The organism is Flavobacterium ranwuense (genome assembly GCF_004349315.1).
Taxonomy (GTDB): Bacteria; Bacteroidota; Bacteroidia; order Flavobacteriales; family Flavobacteriaceae; genus Flavobacterium; species Flavobacterium ranwuense.
In genome coordinates this window covers 301,021-319,948 of sequence record NZ_SMLH01000004.1, presented here as the reverse complement: position 1 = coordinate 319,948, position 18,928 = coordinate 301,021, and the positions used below count along the sequence as shown (strand labels likewise).

Here is an 18,928-nt window from a genome sequence, read left to right as displayed (position 1 = left end):
TGAGTATTCTTAACTATGTCAAGCGTCTTTTTTATCACAAATTTCACCAATTAGCACCTGTTATAGACTGTTTCGAAAAGAATCAGTAAAAATAATATAATCTGTGACGAATTTTATTGGTTCGGTATTAGTCACAGACAATCATAACAATATAATAAATATAAAATAACTCTTTTAAATGAAAACTAAAATAATTATCTTTTTTCTTTTATTGACGACACTGATGTACTCCCAAAGTGTTACACAAACTATTCGAGGTTTCGTTATTGATAGAGATTCAAAATTACCAATAGTTAATGTAGAAATTATTTTAAAAAATTCAGAAGAGAATAATGAAATTTATACCGATTCATTAGGAAACTTTAAATTAACAAAAGTGCCACTAGGAAGGATGTCAATTATGGTATCTGCAAATGGATATAAATCTCAAACAGTTAGTGATCTTCAAGTTAATTCAGCAAAAGAAATAGTTTTATTAATTGAATTAGATGAAAACCCTATTAAACAACTTGATGAGGTGAAAGTTCAAACACGAAACACAAATAGATTAAATAATAAAATGACAAGTGTTAGTGCTAGGAGCTTTAGCCCAAAAGAAGCAGCTAGGTATGCGGGTAGTTTGGGTGATCCGTCTAGAATGGCTAGAAATTTTGCAGGAGTATCAGGGGCAAATGATCAGAGGAATGATATTATTATTCGAGGAAATTCTCCATTAGGATTATTATGGAAGTTAGAAGGTATTTCTATTCCAAACCCAAATCATTTTGGTGGTCAAGGTAGTACTGGAGGGCCAATAAGTATAATTAATCCTCAAATACTTTCAAATTCCGATTTTTTAACAGGCGCTTTTCCATCAGAATACGGGAATGCTACATCTGGCGTATTCGATTTGAAAATGAGAAAAGGGAATAACGAAAAACATGAAAATACTTTTACTATAGGTGCATTGGGTGCTGAACTAATGACAGAAGGACCAATAAGTAAAAAAAAAAAATCTTCGTATATGGTTTCTTATAGATATTCTACATTATCTACTTTAACTAAATTAGGAATTAAGTTCGGTTTTGCTTCTATCCCAACATATCAAGATTTATCTTTTAAAATAAATTTAGTATCAAAAAATGTGGGTGAATTTTCTGTTTTTGGAATTGGAGGAAAAAGTAATACTGTTTTTTATGACTCAAAAAGAGACAGTACTCAATTTAGTCCAGCTAATAAAGGTGAGAACGTGCACTTTGGATCTAAAATGGGGATTTTAGGAGTAAGTCACAATATATTTATTAACAAAAAATCTTTTTTAAAAACCACATTAGCAATCACATACGAAGGAAATGCTCAGCATAGAGATTCAATCTTAGCCGATGAAAATATTTATAGAATAGGCGGATTTGGATATTCAAATTTTAAATTGATTTTATCAACATACCTAAATAAAAAAATTAATTCGAAAAATACTATCCAAACTGGTTTTAGTATTGAAGATATTAATTATTCAACTACAGACAGTATATATAAACAAACCAATCCTTTAAATAATGGTTTTAAATATATAAATAAGTTTGATGGAAGTACATCAATCATCCAATCTTACATACATTGGAAATACAAGGTTAACAATGTTTTAACATTAAATTCGGGTGTTCATTGTCAATATTTTAATCTTAATAAGCAATTTGTTCTTGAACCAAGATTTGGATTGATTTGGAATTTTAATTCAAATCAATCATTTAGTATTGCATATGGTTTACATAATCAAACACAACATTTTGGATTTTATTACTATCAAGATCCAATAACAAAAATCGAAAGTAATAGAAATTTAAAGTTTACCCAAAGTAATCAGGTTGTAGTGGGTTATAATAATGAAATATCAAGAAGTTTTAGGTTTAAAGCAGAAATATACTATCAGTATTTAAATCATGTGCCTATTGAAACAAAAAGTTCTTCATATTCAATCTTAAATTATGCTGCAAATACATTTCTAAATTCATATAAAGGCTATTTAGTTAATAATGGTGTTGGTAGAAATTATGGTCTTGAATTTACTTTGGAAAAAATTTTTGAAAAAGATTATTACATTCTTCTTACGGCTTCTTTATTTGATTCTAAATATAAAGGAAGTGATAATATTTGGAGAAACTCAGCTTATAACGGAAAGTATGTCATTAATGCTTTAGGAGGATATGAATATAAACTCAAAAATAACCTTACGCTTTTAATCAATGGAAAGGTTACTATTGCGGGAGGGTTACCTTATACTCCTTTTGATATTGAAAGTTCTGTTCTAAACAATGAACCAAGGTTTAAGGATAATGAAGCATTTACACAACATAACAAATTATATTTTAAGCCAGATATTCGTTTAGGAATTCGTAAAAGTTTAAAAAGAAAAATTGCAATAGAAGGTTCTTTCGATTTTCAAAATATAATAAATAGAAAGAATGTTTATTTTCAAGTTTTTGACAAAAATACTTCTTCTGTAAATACAGTTTTTCAAAATGGATTCTTTCCTACATTTCAAATGAGGGTTGAGTTCTAAAATATTAAGAAAATATACTATAAAGAAATTGATTACTCAAAATTATAAAAAAAGGGGACCAATTAAATAAGAAAAAAATACTTAAATATATAATATGTACTTTTTATATGCATGACCAAAGAAAAAAAAGATTAAAAATGAATACAATAGTTTTGAATAATTGCCTTAAAAAATCAAATTTTATTTTGTTTTTTGTTGCAATAATTTCACAAGTAACATTGGGACAAGAAACATTGAAAGGCACAATTACTGACCCCAAAAAAAACCTAATAACAGGGGTTTCAATTTTATTGAAAGGAACCAAAATAGAAACCTCATCTGATTTGAATGGTAATTTTGAAATAAAAAATATTGACAAATTGCCTTTATTATTAAAAGTAATATGCATTGGTTATGAAAGCCAAGAAGTAAAAGTGACCTCTTTTGATTTAATAAAAATCCAACTCAAAGAAAATTATAATGAGTTGAAAGAAGTAGTGGTGTCCAGTGGTTATACTCAACAAAACAAACGAGAGTTTACGGGAGCTGTTGCTACTATTTCGGCAAGACAAATCAGCAATCGACCTGCATCAAGTTTTGACCAATTGTTGGGCGGTCAAGCCACAGGTGTTGAAATAATTCAACCTTCAAATATTTTGAACAATACACCAGTTATGCGAATAAGAGGTTTGAACACCATTACTTCGGGACTTTTCCCATTGGTAGTTATCGATGGAGTTACCGTTTTTGTGGGTTCGGCAGGAGGTTTGATTGGCAACAATCCATTGTCTGACATCAACCCAAACGATATTCAAACCATAGATGTACTCAAAGATGCTTCAGCAGCTGCAATTTATGGTTCAAGAGCAGCCAACGGTGTGATTGTAATCACAACCAAAAAAGGTAGAATTGGCAAATCAAAAGTAACTTATGACAATTGGTTCAGTTTGAGTACACCCTATAATTTACCTAAATTGTTGGGTGCCGAAGAATATACAATGATCAAAAATGAAGCTATGGTCAATTCGGGTAGAGCGCCAGGATATGCACTGGCAAAAAATCCAGACGGCAGTGTAGTAAACACCAATTGGTATGATGTTGCTTTTAGACCTGGTTTCTCTCAAAGTAATAATATCAGTATTTCGGGAGCAAATGATGCCACTTCTTACTTTTTTTCGACAGGATATACCAATCAAAACAGTTTTATCAAAAACAACACCTTCAAACGGTTGGCAACACGATTGAATGTGGAGCATCAACTCAATAATGCCTTGAAATTTGGCACAACTATTACCTACAGCAATGGCAAAAATGCAGGCCCTAATACGGGTGCGGTTTCTAGCAACTCCTTAGCATCGTCTTCATACAACACCAATTATATAACCAACGAACCTTTGGCAAGAATGACCTATGTTTTGCCTCCAAATGTTCCTGTTTATAATACGGATGGTTCGTACAGTATTCAAAACGGAATCAGTGTGGGGTATGGTGCCAATAACCCAAACACTATTGGCACAATCAATGCCTATAATCTAGCCATGGTGCAAGAACTGGATTTGAACACGTCAGAGAACAACACTTTTGTAGGAAATTTGTTTGGCGAGTTGGAGCTGGTCAAGAATCTAAAGTTCAGAACCAGTTTCGGCATTAACAATTTGCAGATTATCAATGAATCTTTCTTGAATCCTATTCACGGAGGCGGAGCCACTTCCAATGGTGTTGCAACCAATACGTTTACCAAATTGTATCGTACCAACTTTGTAAACACCTTACTTTATAACGCTAATTTCAAAGAAAAGCATCATTTCACTATTTTGTTGGGTCAAGAAACTATAAAAACCACCACCAATGGTTGGGGTGCACAACAATCCAATATTCTAGATCCTTCTTATACCAATTATCAAGGTGGTTTTGTCAATATTGCTCCTTACGGAAATGTGGCTACCCAAAACGCGATGCTTTCTTATTTTTCTAATGTAACTTACGATTTCGAGAAAAAATATTTGTTGAGTTTCAACTTCCGTAGAGATGGACTTTCGGCCTTGGCAACGGGTCATAAGTACGGAAATTTTGGTGGAGCTTCTCTAGGTTGGAATGTTTTTGAAGAAGATTTTTATAAAAATTCTGGTTTTAACAACACCATCGATAACCTAAAAATTAGAGCCAGTTATGGTGTTGTTGGTAATAGCGAAATAGGCGATTATCCTGCAATTGGCACTTATACCTCGGGCACTTATGCAGGCGAATCGACACTCAATTATGCTCAAACTGCCAATCCTGACTTGAAATGGGAACTAGTAAAAAAGTTTGATTTGGGTTTGAATTTCTCACTGTTTAATGAAAAAATAAATGTAGAGCTTGATTATTATAACAACGTCATCAATGGTTTAATCTTGAAAGCACCACAATCATTATCGGCAGGAATTCCAGGCAATTATATCAACACCAATATGGGGAGCATGTATAATCGAGGATTTGAATTGGGTATAAATGCAAGAATTATTGAGTCACCAAATTTCAAATGGAATGTAGGATTTAATTTTTCTACACTCAAAAATCAAGTTACCTCATTGTCGACAGACGTATTTGTGCCCAGTGTATTTGGCGTGCAAAACATGACTCGTGAAGGCTATTCTGTAGGATCTATTTTTGCCGTTCCCTGCAAAGGTGTAAATCCAGATAATGGTCTAATGGTTTTTACTAATAGTACTGGAAAAGACGTGCAATACAACCATATTGGTTCGCCAAAATGGACCCACCTAGACGGAACCGCTGCACCAGCAATTGACAATTACAAAGATGGTGTAATTCAAGGGGCCTCTTTGCCAAAAATTTCTGGAGGATTCAACAATACTTTTAGTTACAAAAATTTTGACATGAGTATCAATCTTACTTTTGTTGCTGGCAATAAACTATATAACGGCACAAGAGCCACGAACTCCGACCAAAGATACTTCAACAACGGTACTTTTATCTTGAACCGATGGACAAAACCTGGCGATATAACCGAAATCCAAAAATTGCAATACGGCGATAATGTGTCGGCGGGGTTCTCGTTTTCGAGTAGTTCAAAAGTAGAAAATGGCGATTATATCAAAATCAAAAATATTTCAATAGGATATACTATTCCTGTGAAAGCAACTTTCTTGAAAAACAAAATTGCATCGGCACGCATCTATTTGCAGTCAGGAAACCTATATACTTGGACCAAATATAGGGGTTCAGATCCAGAAGTTTCTATAAACGGAAATTCTATAAATTCTGGGAAAGATCAAAATGTGCCTCCCAATGCACAAGTATTTACAACAGGCATGAATGTTACTTTTTAAATCCAAATAAAATGAAATCAATATATATATTAATAAGATCAAGTTCTTTTATACTTATGGTATCAAGCCTTTTTGTAGCTTGTAACGATGATTTTTTGAACACTGAGCCAAAAACCAGTATTTCAGAAGATGCAGCTTATAGCACTCCAGCCAAAATAAAATCTCAAGTTAACAATCTGTATCAACAATTGCAAAATGCAAGTTTTTATGGTGGTAGGTACATTGTTTTCAATGAACAAAGAGCCGACGAATTTGGACAAAACGATGGCAATGCGGCCGCAGGTTCAGCAGTTTGGAACAATAATGTTGCTTCGACTAGCGAGTATATCAACAATGTTTGGTCGGTGGCTTATACCGCAATCAATGCATCAAATAAATTGATAAGCAACCTTAATGACACTAAAATTATTTTAGAGGCCGATACAAAATCCTACATAGCAGAGGCCAAATTCGTGCGTGCATTGAGTTATTTGAGTTTGGTGCAAACGTATGCCAAACCATATAATTTAGACAAAAATGCTCTAGGTGTTCCGTTACGTCTTACCGCTATTACATCGGCAGGCAACAACGATTTGGCGCGAAGCTCAGTTGCAGAAGTGTATGCACAAATTTTGAAAGATTTGAATGAAGCCGAAATAGACTTGCCGGAATCCTACGCTACAGCATTACTAAACACATCCAGAGCCAAAAAAAGCACTGCAATTGCATTGAAAACAAGAGTATATCTTAACCAAAATGATTTTACAAACGTTATCCTTGAAGCTACAAAATTGGTTTCTGGCAACAGTCCGTTTCAATATTCTTCCGGAGCATTAACACATAAATTAGAAGGAAATATCGCAACGGTTTTCGGCGGGAGTTATGTAGGTCCAGAAGCTATTTTTTCAATTCCATTTGCCAACAGTACTACCGAAACTCCTGCCACACAAAGTTGCTTGGCATTCAATTATTTGAAACAACCTATAATTCCATTGGCAACTGGTGGTATCGTCTCCAATGTTGTTTTCAGTACACCAACAGATGCTCGCTCTGCATTAGTTGGCACTAATAGTGCAAATTTAAAAGTGTTGAAAAAATTTGCTATAACAACGGCGCCTTTTCGAGATTATGTACCCGTTATCCGCTACGCAGAAATATTGCTGAATTATGCGGAGGCTGCGGCCAATAACAATGATTTAGATAAAGCTAATGCCTTGTTGAAAGCAGTTAGAAATCGTTCGAATCCCGCCTATGTTTTTCCAGATGCGGATATTAATTCAAAAGATGCTTTGATAAATACCATTTTGACAGAAAGGCGTATTGAGCTTTTGGGGGAAGGATTTCGCTTACAAGACTTACAAAGACGACTGCAAACTATACCAGCAAAAAGCGGTTCTATAGGCACAGCACCGTTGGTCTTGGTTACAGCAAGTAATTATATTTGGCCTATACCAAGTGGCGAATTGGTGGCGAATAAATTGATTGTTCCAAATTAATTTAACAAAATGAATATTTTATATGAAAAAAGAATCCTTAATTAAGTCCATTATTTTGGTTGGTTTTTTACTTCTCTTTTTATTTTCAAGTCGTTTTAAAGCTGAGGAAAAAAAAGTAGTTTGTATAGAAAATAAATGCGAAAAACCACATGAACATGGCGAACTCAACTATCATGAACGTTTTCATGTTGAGGCAAAAGACAAGTTTGTATTAGCAGTCTTAAAATCAGCTCACAATTTCTGGGAAGCCAATGCTACAGGTATGACATTTGCAATTATACTCGGTGGTGCTGGATTATCATTGGTATTGTCCAGCAAAAAAACGGCTCGTTTTTTAGAATACAAAGGAGTTCGAGGTGCTGCCTTGGGCAGTCTTTTAGGAATGCCCTTGAATATGTGTGCCAATTGTTCTGCAGTGGCTAGTGTTGGTATCAATTCTAAATCTGGAAGCAAAGAAGCTACTTTAGGCATTATTCTTGGTGGTGCGTTATTCAACATCATCGGTATTATCACCATGTTTGGATTGTTTCATCCTGCAGTGGTTTTTTCTAGAATTATCATGAGTGCGATACTTATTTTGGTGATGATTCCCCTAGTTTCAAAACTAGATGCTAGTTCTTCAGACCCTGAAAAGCAAGTCCCTTTTTTGGACACTATTCCTATTCCCTATTTAGGAAAACAAAAATCGGTTCTTAAATTTATTATAAAGTCAATAGAAGATTGGTTAGTTTCTGCTGGAAATCTGGCTTGGAAACTTATTCCGCTGATGGTTCTCGGTACGCTAATTACTGCTGTATTCCGGGTTTTTTTTCCAAATGAAGTTTTATCCACATTTACACATTCAAATCCCTATTTGGTTATAATAGTCGTTTCTTTTATCGGAACTTTGCTATCAGTGCCTGTTTTGTTCGAAATACTTTTAGGTACTGTTTTACTGCATCTTGGGTTTTCTAACGGAGTTGTTGCAACCATGTTATTTACTGCACCTGCTTTTGGTCTTTTTACGATGGTGATTACCAAAGAAAAATTAGGTGGATATAAAATTCCACTTATTCTTATAGGAACTACCTTTTTGTTTGGAATAACGACAGGTTTATTAGCCGAATTTTTAACTCAACTTTTTTAACAATGAAAAAGAATACACTTTTTGGAATCGTCTTTTTTTTAATACAAATCAGTTTAGCTATTTTTTATAACAATACTATAGATTTAAAAATAGTGGCGGGTTTGTCACTATTAGTATTTTTATCTATTCTTTATAACTTTGTAAATAAAAAATACGATAACTGTGAACTTTAAAACCCATTTATAAAATCTATGCTGCTCCCCCAAATTAATACAGAAAATTGATTTGAATTAAGGTAGAATAAAAACCTTAAATTAGCAATATTATGTCAAGAACAAAAAGAGTTTCGGGAAGGATTTTAAATCCAAAGTAGTTTTAGAAGCATTAAAAGAGACAGAGACTCTTGAAGCGTTAGCCAAGAAATATGAGCTTTTACCAGGTCAGATTTCGGTTTGGAAGGCAGAAGCGATAAAGAACATTTCGGCTGTTTTTTCAACGGAAAAAAGCAAAGCACCAAAGGATGTGTTCCGAGGGAAAAGCTTTACGCTCGAATTGGGAAACTGACTTTGGAAAACGATTTTCTAAAAAAAGTTGAAATAGTCCCAATGAAAGAGCGAGAAAAATGATTGACAGCAGCGAGAGATTAAGCCTTGTAGTACAATGTAAGTCGTTATGTATCAATAGGAATTGCGTTTATTATTCGCCTAAAGGCGACAGCGAAGAGGATCTTGAAGTGATGTCGTTACTGGATAAACAATATTTGTTTACCCCATTTTACGGCTACAGAAAATTAACTATTTTGTTTCAAAATAAGGGCTTCAACGTTTGGCCGCTTGGCGATGTGGCGGATTAAGGAAGCCTAAACTTTCGGTTAATGACTAATTTTCCAAATACAAAACCAACTTCAAATTAAGCCTAAACCCGCGATATTGCCAAACGGCGGTTATATTAAGTTTTTTCTTAACTTTTTTCCGTTTTTCGTTTCAGTAATTGTCTAATTGATGTCAAATGTCCGAACAAAACAATTGGAACAATAAATGTCGGCAACCAACTAAATGGAAAATTTAAAATCGCTATGTTCGGTTGGTCAAATGCAAATTTTTGTATTGGTGAAGGTGCTGAAAATAATGCGTTCACTACAATATTTAATAAAAGTGAAAGACAAATAAAATTCCAAATCAAAATTGATTTTCTGTTAATTTTCAGTTTTGTCAAACCAAAGTATGCGATAAATGGTGCTGTTATACCTGCAAGAATGTCAAAGTTCCGTCCTTCAAAAGTCATAAGTTCAGGAATTGCTTTGTTCAGAAAAAGCCAAAATAAAACTATCTCAACCGGAATTCTCACAATGTTTAAATACGTCAAGTTTTTGAGTGGTAAATTGTCAATGAATTGTCTGCCTTTTGAAGTTACAAACAATAGAATGATTGTCAAAATTGTCGGAAAAACTCCCGTCAACATTATTTTTGGTGGAAATGAATTTGTGTCTTTGTTGTAAATGTCATTCAAAGTCAAAACAGTTTGAATAGCCAACCAAATTGTCAAACCGATAATTATTTTAGCTGCATTTTTTTGTGTTGCTTCTGAATTTGAATTTTTCATACACCAATGGAATAACAAAAGAGCTGCAATTGTTGTAATTCCGAAAACAATGGGTATAAATGTTGGTAAATTTTCTAACATTTTAATTTCTTTAAATGGTTATCAATGGTCATTCTATCGCTGTTTGATTTTGCTAATTTATAAGCCATTTCAAAATGAATTATTGCTTTATTGTTTTCAAGGTTTGTGTTTAAATTTCCTAAAAGTGAATGATAAAAATGATTTTCTTTCAAGTCTAATTTTAGAGCTTCTTGTATTGCTTTTTCTTTTCCAAATACTTTCGAAATTGCATAAGTTCTATTCAATGCTGTAATTGGCGAATATTCAATTTGCAGTAATTGATTGTATAATTGTAAAATATTTTCCCATTTCCCTGAATTTTCTATTTTGGTACTATGCCAATATGCAATAGACGCTTCTAAATGGTATTTTGAAATTTCTTGCCCTTTTGCACTTTCAATTAAAAAGAAATTTCCCTTTTCAATAAGTTCTTCGTTCCATAAACTCTTGTTTTGCTCTTCATACAAAATGGGTTCGCCCATTTGATTAGTTCTTGCTTCAAATCGCGATGAATGAAAGCACATTAAAGCCATTAAAGCGTTAACGATTGGTTTATTAGTGGTTTCATTTTCAATAAGAAAATAGTTTAATCGCATTGCTTCCAAACACAATTCTTTTCGTAAATGTGATTGTTGTGTGCTTGAATGATAGCCTTCGTTAAACAATAAATACAGCGTTGTCAATACTGTTTCTAATCTTTTGTTTATTTCATTTTCATTCGGAAGTTCAATTTTAATATTTTCTGTTCGCAGTTTTTCTTTGGCTCTAAATAATCTTTTGTTGATGTTTTCTTTATTGGTCAAAAATGCTTCTGCAATTTCATCAATGCCAAAACCACAAAGAATTCTTAATGCCAAACCGATTTGACTTTCAGCTGGAATTATTGGATTGCAAATGGCGAAAATAATTTGCAATTGACTATCAGTTATGTTCTTAACAGACAAATCAACTTCAATTTCATCAAATGATTTTTGATTGTGCTTTAAATCCGAAATAATTTTTTCTGAAAATATTTTGTGTCTTTTAAAGTAATCTTTGGTTTTGTTTTTAGCAACTGCGTATAACCAAGCTGTTGGATTTTCGGGAATGCCTTTTAATTCCCAATTTTCAGAAGCCAACAAGAAAGTATCAGTTGTAATGTCTTCAGCAATTTCAATGTGAATGATGCCAAACAACTTACAGAGTACAGAAATTATTTTTCTGTACTCTGTTTTAAAAAGTTGTGGTATTAGTTCCTTATTGTGCAAATTAATTGTTCATTGGTAATACATTTCTAACTTCAACGTGACCGCCAATATTAAGAATAGGACAACCTTCTGCCAATTTAATAGCTTCGGCAATGTTAGTTGCTTTTACAAGAATATAACCACCAACTATTTCTTTTACTTCGGCATAAGGTCCATCTGCAATTACATTGTTTGGCTTCAAAGTTCTACCTTCAAAACCTAAGCGGTTTGTACTCACAAATTTTCACTGTGCTGCAATTCCGCCAATCCAGTCTTGCCATTGTTTGATGCTTGCTTGCATTTGTTCAGACGAAGGTTTAAACGATGGATTGTACTCATTTCTGAAAATCATCATAAATTCTGTCATTTTTTTACTTTTTAAAATTGTTAAAATTAATTGTTTACGACTCTATGACGATTGAGATTTTCAAAATTGGACAAAAAATTCAAAGTTTTTTTCTGTCGATTGATGTTTGCAGTGTCGTTCGGTAAAATGGCATTAACGTTCCCTTGCTACAAGAGGTTTGGGGTTAAATTAAGCCTCATTTTCGGATTTGCCTAAACATCCCAAATACAAAACCATTATTCCATTAAGCCAATTGCCCAAATCTCTTGTGAGCAAGTGTTGTGCGTTCGTTTTTTTATTTATTCCTTCCATTCACTAAAATCGATTCTATAAATGTTTACCGACATTCCTTTAAATTCGGTATTTTTATCTTTTCTCATTCCGTTCTTTTTTGCAATTTTTTCAGAATTAATATTTTCAGTATGAATTATTGAAATTAAACTTTCAGAAAATTTATTCTCAAAGGCAAAATTTTTACATTTTTCAGTTGATTCGGTTGCAAATCCTTTTTTTCTATATTCTGGCAAAATAGAATAGGCAATTTCAATTTCTTGTTTCCCTTCAATTTCTCTTACTAAAAGTCCGCTCTGTCCAATAATTTTATTTGTATTTTTTTCTAACAAAATATTCTGTCCGCCTAAATCGTTTTTATATCTTTCAAATGTCATTTCAAACCAAAGTCTACATCTTTCTTTCGGCGTTTCAATTTTATCAACTCCTAAAAATCTACAAACTTCAATGTCTTTAAACAATTCAATACAATCATCAAAATCCTCAATATTTAATAACCTAAATTTTAATCTTTCTGTCTCTTGTCCTTCTAATGTATATTTCATTCTGTAATTCTTATTTTACAATTTATAGAACTGTAAATTTATTCTTTTGGTTAGGTTTCTTTTTTCTATACTGTTCGGGCAAAATGACGCACAACTTGTTAATACCAGCCATAAAGTGGCTACAATCCAACCAAATTAAGTTTGTTTTATGCCATAAAATAGCTTTTTACTATGCTGTACCAAACATACAAAACCATTTTCACAATACTTTACGGTTTTCCTTATTATCTTTCATTTTCCCTTTTTTTCCTTGGATTAACATAGTGGGCACACCATTTTTTTAACTACCTCCTTTATTAGCAACAATTTATATTTTTAATTGACCTATAAAAACTATTTGTGCCATACTTCTTATTGTCATTTTGCTGTTATTTAATAATTCAACTTCCATAAAACCACTTCTCTCAGAGCATTGAAATGAACTCATTTTTGTTTTTCCAAGTCGTTTGCTCCAATATTTTGCCAAGAATGTATGCGAACCACCAGTTACAGGATCTTCATTGGTTCCGCTCCAAGGCCAAAAATATCTCGACTCGAAGTCGAAGTTGGCTTTATTAGAACTAGATGTAACTAATACACCATTAATGGAATCATGAGATTTATATAACGCTTCAAAATCAGGTCTTAATTCACTTAATGTTTTAGGGTCTTCTATTTCTAAAATTAGAATGTTATATTCTTGGTTGCATTCACAGTTTATATAACTTGTCAATCCAAGAGCCCATAAAAGTTCTGAAGGAACGGAAGAAGACACGGTGTCATAAATTGGGAATTCCATAATTATTTCCTCACCTTCTTTACGTATTATTAAATCTAAATTTTGAATATTCTTAAAGTGAATCTTATTAAGATTTTTATCTCTTTCAAATAAAACTTTAGATGAGGCAAGAGTTGCATGACCGCATAATGTCATTTCCATTTTGGGAGAAAAAAATCGAATTGAAAATAAATCCTCACCCTCAATTTTTTTAACAAAGGCAGTTTCGGACAAACCTAGTTCCTTTGCAATTAATAGCATTTGATTGTCATTTAAATCATTTTCTATTAAGCAAACCCCAGCAGGATTTCCTTGAAATGGCTTGTCTGTAAAAGAGTCTACAATGTACGTGTGTATCATATTTATTAAATTATTGCTAATGCTTTAGGGGATAATATTGCGAAATATTTGCCATTTTTAGGTTTTTTGGCGAATAGTTGAAATGTAAGAATAACAAATGATGTGATAAATAATGTGTTTTGCATTTTATAAAAAAAAAAATAATACAAAGTTGGGTTGATATGTTATCAAATAAAAGGACTTAAATCACGGATTTTTTGTGATGAATGTCACTTCATTATTTATTAAATCTGCTCAATGTTTCTCTTGATACACCAAGATAAGCAGCAATTATTGATTTAGATACTCGCTGAAAAAGGGTTGGATACTGCTTTAGTAATAAATCATATCTTGTCTCTGAACTATTTGTCATAAAAGAAAGCATTCTTTTTTGTAAAGCAATAAATCCGTTATTTGCTTTTCTTCGGAAGAAATGTTCCATTTTATGTAATTCTTTACAAAGTTTTTCCCGATTTTCATAAGATAAACAAAGAAGTTCAGTTGCTTCCAAGCAGTCAACATTGAGTATAGCTTTTGTTTGTGTGAAATATGCCTGATAATCGGTTATCCACCAATTCTCCATAGCAAATTGAATAATGTGTTCTTTTTCCTTTTCATCTGTATAAGTAGCTTTTAGCAAGCCATTACTTACCCAATAGGTATGGGCAACCTTGTCACCTATTTGTATTAAATATTGGTGTTTTTTTAATTTCTTTTCAGTAAAGTGGGAAAGTATGTAGGAAAAATCTTTATCTGTCAGAGGTATTATTTCTTCAATATGTTGTCTTAATTCTTTACTCATTGGAATTGTCAGAATAATTAGGAATGGTTGTCATTTACAAAATGTCTAAAGTTACTTTATTTGTCAATAAAGTATGAAAAATGATATAATAATTCTTTTTCAGTCATTGGTTTATTTTTCGTTCTATTACATCACGCTGTAATGACCGCTAACTTGTTCATACCAGCCATAAAGCCACTACAATACCTCATATTCAGTTGGATCTCTGTCGTGAAATGACCTTTACTGTGCTATACCAAACATACAAAATAGTTTTAATTATGTATTATGGTTTACCATAATGTAACCAAAAATATTATGCATAAAAAAAGACACCTCTCGACATCTTCTATTTCTTCCTCCTATCCTTCCAACTACCATTTTTATTATAGTCCCTCCTAAACTCATAAATCTTCCCTCTCAGGTAAAGGCCAAAAAACCAAACCACAATTACCCCTATTATTTTATACCATTCCATACCTCAAATATAGAACGTATAGAGACCTACTTTTTCAGCAAGAAACCAAAAACTCCGTTTTTGACAACTATTAATCCCGAATTGACAAGTATTCCGTATCGCTGTAAAATAGAAATAGATGCCTAGGCATCTCTTTCTGTTTTATTTATTCATTTTCAATGACAACCTTTTAGATAGTTATTGTTTTTTTATAAGCTTTTTTAACTAGTTGTCCTTTAGTCTCCTTATTAAATTTTAATTTTTCATCTTCTTCCTCAACTAATTTGAAGAAATCAGATAATGAAATTTCTAAAAAATCGCAGATTGCAAAAAGCTTACTACATGTTACATTGTGATCGCTAATATATCTTTCTAGACCTAAATTTTTACCAATCTCCGTAAAATATTCATTGTTTTCACTTAAGATTACTCCATTGCGATCCTTATAAAGCTTCTTAATAACAGTAGAAATAGCCTTAGTAAGTTCTTCAATCTTTATCTGTTTTCCCATATAAACAAATTGAATTATAAAAAAACATCTTGACAATTACACATGTGTAAATATTATTTTATATATTTGTATTATTAATTACATTTTATTTAATGTAATTTTGCGTTTCTTCATTTAAAAATATTTGAAGCATTCGCTTTGAATCTCGTATCAGAAAATTGGCGTTTTAAAACCACGAGATGATAAGTTAAGATGCTCACGACCATGGCGTGGGCTCACTTATTTGTGGTTAAGGTATGCCAATGCCTCTGATGCAATAAGCTGAGTTCCATGCCATTTTTTTGTCCAATATTTAGGCAAAACTCAACTTCAATTCTTAGCACCGCTTCCTTTTTTTAGTTTCGCAATACCATTAATTAATTAATTAATTGAATTAGTTGGGAAAGGCACTGCCACCGTCTGGCTGCAACAGGCAACGGGCAGTTGGCTTTCCTTAAAAAAACTTTAAAAAAATGCCAATGAATTAAAAAAAACACAAAAACCTTTGTGCTTTAGCGGTACAACAAAAAAAATGGCCCTCTATCTCGTCGACAAACTAACTAGAGGACCGTAGCTAATAAAACTAACGTTTCACTTAACCAACCCAATATTATGAATAATTTTTCATTAAACAAAGGATGGCTGGTACTTTGCTATTCCCTTATTTTAGGGCTGTGCTTGTGCCACTCTCCTTCGTTTGCACAAAATGTGCCCCTTAGTACTACTTCAAAACAACAAGTCACTGGTACCATAACAGACGGTACTTCCCCTCTGACTGGCGTAAGCATTTCAGTAAAGGGACAACAAAATACAGTCGTTTCAGATTTCGACGGGAAATTTACTATAGCGGTATCATCCAACGACATTCTAATCTTTACTTATATGGGTTTTAAAACCCTTGCAATTCCTGTTGCTGGTCGTTCGACAATCAATATTAAAATGCAGGAAGATGCTACCGCACTACAGGAAGTCAAGATCAATGCAGGCTATTATTCCGTGAAAGAAAGCGAACGCACTGGAAGCATCGCCAAAATAACATCCAAAGATATAGAGAAACAACCTGTTACAAATGTACTGGCAACGATGCAGGGTAGAATGGCGGGGGTTGATATCACTCAGGATGGCGGAACCCCAGGCGGTGGATTTCAAATAAAAATAAGGGGACTAAACAGCCTTCGGGAAAATGGCAATGAGCCGCTCTATATTATTGACGGAGTGCCGTATTCCTCGGAAAGCGTAGGATACAGCAATATCACATCCGGAATGCCTACACCTACAAGTCCGTTAAACAGTATTAATCCGAGTGACATTGAAAGCATCGAAGTTTTAAAAGATGCCGATGCAACAGCTATCTATGGTTCTCGTGGTGCTAATGGGGTGGTACTAATTACAACCAAGAAAGGTCAGGCAGGAAAGACGAAAACAACCGTTTCCGCTTCATCAGGAGTCGGAAAAGTCACAAAAATGCTTGACTTAATGGATACGCAACAGTATTTAGAAATGAGAAGGCAAGGCTTTGTCAATGATGGTATAACCACCTATCCTGATTCGGCTTATGACATAAACGGAACATGGGACCAAAACCGATATACCGATTGGCAAAAAGAGCTTTTGGGCGGGACTGCCGTAATCAATAACCTGCAAACATCAATATCCGGAGGATCGGCATTGACGCAATATCTTTTGAGCGGTACCTATCGGACAGAAACAACGGTACTCCCGGGGGATTTTGAGTATGACAAAGGGGCTGTCCATTTTAGCATGAACCACTTCAGTGAGGATAAAAAATTCAAACTCCTTTTTTCCAGCGGGTATACCGTTCAGGACAACTTGCAAGCTGCAACGGATCTTACCCGCACCTCGCGCAATCTGGCTCCAAATGCCCCTGCACTATATGATGCCAATGGCAACCTGAATTTTGAAAATGGCACCTTCCAAAATCCTCTTGCAGCACTTCGGGGCATTACCACCGCAAAGACAAATGACGGTATGGCCAATACCGTACTTACCTATCAAATCATACCAAACTTGGAACTCAAAGCCAATTTAGGGTTCACGGATTTAAAAAATTCCGAACAGCGAATACTGCCTTCCACAATGTATGATCCGATCTACCAATTGGGAAGTGATAATTCGTTGCTATATTCCAATCTTACGATGAGACAATCATGGATCGTCGAGCCACAACTGCGTTGGACACATAATTTTGAAACCAGCAAAATAGACGTTTTGATTGGTGGTACTGCGCAACAGCAACGTTCATCTCGGCTATACCAACTCGGCATCGGGTTTTCCAGCAACAGCCTGATCCATGATATGGCATCTGCCACCACCAAATATATTTTTGCCAGCGACGAAACAATTTATAAATATCAGGCCTTTTTTGGGAGGATTAATTACAATTGGAATCAGAAATATATTTTGAACCTGACCGGCAGAAGAGATGGTTCCAGTAGGTTTGGTCCAGGCAAGCAGTTTGCCACTTTTGGCGCTGTAGGTGCTGCCTGGTTATTTTCGAACGAAAATTTCCTAAAAGACAGTCCCGTGCTGAGTTTTGGGAAGCTTCGCGCGAGTTATGGCAGTTCGGGTAACGATCAAATAGGAGATTACCAATTTTTGAATACCTATGCTTCCAGCGGGTTGAATTACCAAGGCATGATTGGTCTGGAACCTACACGCTTATACAATCCTGATTTTAGTTGGGAAACCAGCCGGAAGTTTGAGGCTGCTATAGAAACTGGATTTTTAAAAGATCGTATATTCTTCACTGCCGCATGGTATAGAAATAAATCCTCTAATCAACTCGTTGGCATACCCTTGCCGGGCACTACAGGATTTAGCGCAATTAATGCTAATCTTGACGCCACTGTTCAAAACTCTGGTGTCGAGTTTACGCTACGAACCGTAAATTTTGACAGTAAAGGCTCCAAATGGTCTACGAATTTTAATATCTCAGTTTCTAGAAATAAACTAATCTCATTTCCGGGACTGGAAGGCTCGACGTATTCCAACAGGTATGTCATCGGAGAATCAACAAGCATTGTAAAAGTGTATCACTATACCGGGGTCAACCCTCAAACAGGACTCTATGAAGTAGAAGATGTAAATGGTGATGGCATCATTACATCATTGGGAGACAAGAAAACCATAGCTGATCTCACACCCAAATATTTTGGCGGGTTGCAAAACCAGTTTCAATACAAAAACTGGCAACTGGATTTTCTTTTCCAGTTTGTAAAGCAACAAAATTATGACTACAGCCCTAACGTTCCAGGTGGTAGCCCCATAAATCAATACTCCGATATGGTAAATGCGTGGCAACAGTGGGGAGATATAAAGCCTTTTCAAATGAATACCTCAGGACAAAATGGGGATGCCGTAAATGCGTATTACAACTATGTCGACAGTGATGCCACGATTGTAGATGGCTCTTACATTCGGTTGAAGAACATTTCGTTAAGCTACGACTTGCCATTGCAGATTCTCAAAGGCGTTAACTGCAAACTATCACTACAGGGACAAAACGTATTGACCTTTACGCCGTATAAGGGTGGCGATCCCGAATTTAAATACACAGGATACCTACAGCCATTAAGGGTTTATACCGCAGGTGTACAACTCACTTTTTAACTTAACTAGTATAGCA

At 34.2% G+C, this 18,928-nt stretch carries 13 protein-coding genes; 5 read left to right on the top strand and 8 right to left on the bottom strand.

Annotated features, from left to right (window positions below; translation table 11 throughout):
• The first annotated feature begins 178 nt into the window (after positions 1-178).
• The 4 genes from E0I61_RS09655 (at position 179) to E0I61_RS09640 (ending at position 8,448) form a co-directional block, all read left to right on the top strand.
• On the top strand, positions 179-2,539 hold the full coding sequence (locus E0I61_RS09655) for a TonB-dependent receptor (RefSeq protein ID WP_132071042.1): 2,361 nt from the start codon (positions 179-181) through the stop codon (positions 2,537-2,539).
• A 137-nt stretch (positions 2,540-2,676) separates the two neighbouring features.
• Positions 2,677-5,847, top strand: coding sequence for a SusC/RagA family TonB-linked outer membrane protein (locus E0I61_RS09650; RefSeq protein WP_165930208.1), 3,171 nt, complete (start codon positions 2,677-2,679; stop codon positions 5,845-5,847).
• 11 nt (positions 5,848-5,858) lie between these two features.
• On the top strand, positions 5,859-7,322 hold the full coding sequence (locus E0I61_RS09645) for a RagB/SusD family nutrient uptake outer membrane protein (RefSeq protein WP_132071039.1): 1,464 nt from the start codon (positions 5,859-5,861) through the stop codon (positions 7,320-7,322).
• 22 nt (positions 7,323-7,344) lie between these two features.
• A complete protein-coding gene (locus E0I61_RS09640; protein ID WP_132071037.1) occupies positions 7,345-8,448 on the top strand; it encodes a permease in 1,104 nt (367 codons plus the stop codon).
• 900 nt (positions 8,449-9,348) lie between these two features.
• Here the strand turns inward: E0I61_RS09640 and E0I61_RS09635 are convergent.
• The 8 genes from E0I61_RS09635 to E0I61_RS09605 form a co-directional block, all read right to left on the bottom strand.
• On the bottom strand, positions 9,349-10,071 hold the full coding sequence (locus E0I61_RS09635) for a hypothetical protein (protein ID WP_132071035.1): 723 nt from the start codon (positions 10,069-10,071) through the stop codon (positions 9,349-9,351).
• Complete coding sequence (locus tag E0I61_RS09630) at positions 10,065-11,297, bottom strand: RNA polymerase sigma factor (protein ID WP_132071033.1); 1,233 nt, start codon at positions 11,295-11,297, stop codon at positions 10,065-10,067. The genes E0I61_RS09635 and E0I61_RS09630 overlap by 7 nt, the downstream gene beginning before the upstream one ends.
• A gap of 1 nt (position 11,298) precedes the next feature.
• Positions 11,299-11,514, bottom strand: coding sequence for a YciI family protein (locus E0I61_RS16370; protein ID WP_205728750.1), 216 nt, complete (start codon positions 11,512-11,514; stop codon positions 11,299-11,301).
• 6 nt (positions 11,515-11,520) lie between these two features.
• On the bottom strand, positions 11,521-11,643 hold the full coding sequence (locus E0I61_RS16550; protein WP_262708577.1) for a hypothetical protein: 123 nt from the start codon (positions 11,641-11,643) through the stop codon (positions 11,521-11,523).
• 278 nt (positions 11,644-11,921) lie between these two features.
• Complete coding sequence (locus E0I61_RS09620; protein ID WP_132071031.1) at positions 11,922-12,458, bottom strand: GNAT family N-acetyltransferase; 537 nt, start codon at positions 12,456-12,458, stop codon at positions 11,922-11,924.
• Positions 12,459-12,765: 307 nt separating this feature from the next.
• A complete protein-coding gene (locus E0I61_RS09615; protein ID WP_235832098.1) occupies positions 12,766-13,575 on the bottom strand; it encodes a PhzF family phenazine biosynthesis protein in 810 nt (269 codons plus the stop codon).
• 217 nt (positions 13,576-13,792) lie between these two features.
• Entirely contained in the window at positions 13,793-14,356 is a 564-nt protein-coding gene (locus E0I61_RS09610; RefSeq protein WP_132071029.1) for a Crp/Fnr family transcriptional regulator, read from the bottom strand.
• Positions 14,357-14,982: 626 nt separating this feature from the next.
• On the bottom strand, positions 14,983-15,303 hold the full coding sequence (locus E0I61_RS09605) for a hypothetical protein (RefSeq protein ID WP_132071027.1): 321 nt from the start codon (positions 15,301-15,303) through the stop codon (positions 14,983-14,985).
• Positions 15,304-15,990: 687 nt separating this feature from the next.
• Here E0I61_RS09605 and E0I61_RS09600 point away from each other — a divergent pair.
• The gene (locus tag E0I61_RS09600; RefSeq protein WP_317126168.1) at positions 15,991-18,912 is read left to right on the top strand and encodes a SusC/RagA family TonB-linked outer membrane protein; all 2,922 of its coding nucleotides are present in this window, start codon (positions 15,991-15,993) and stop codon (positions 18,910-18,912) included.
• Positions 18,913-18,928: the final 16 nt, after the last annotated feature.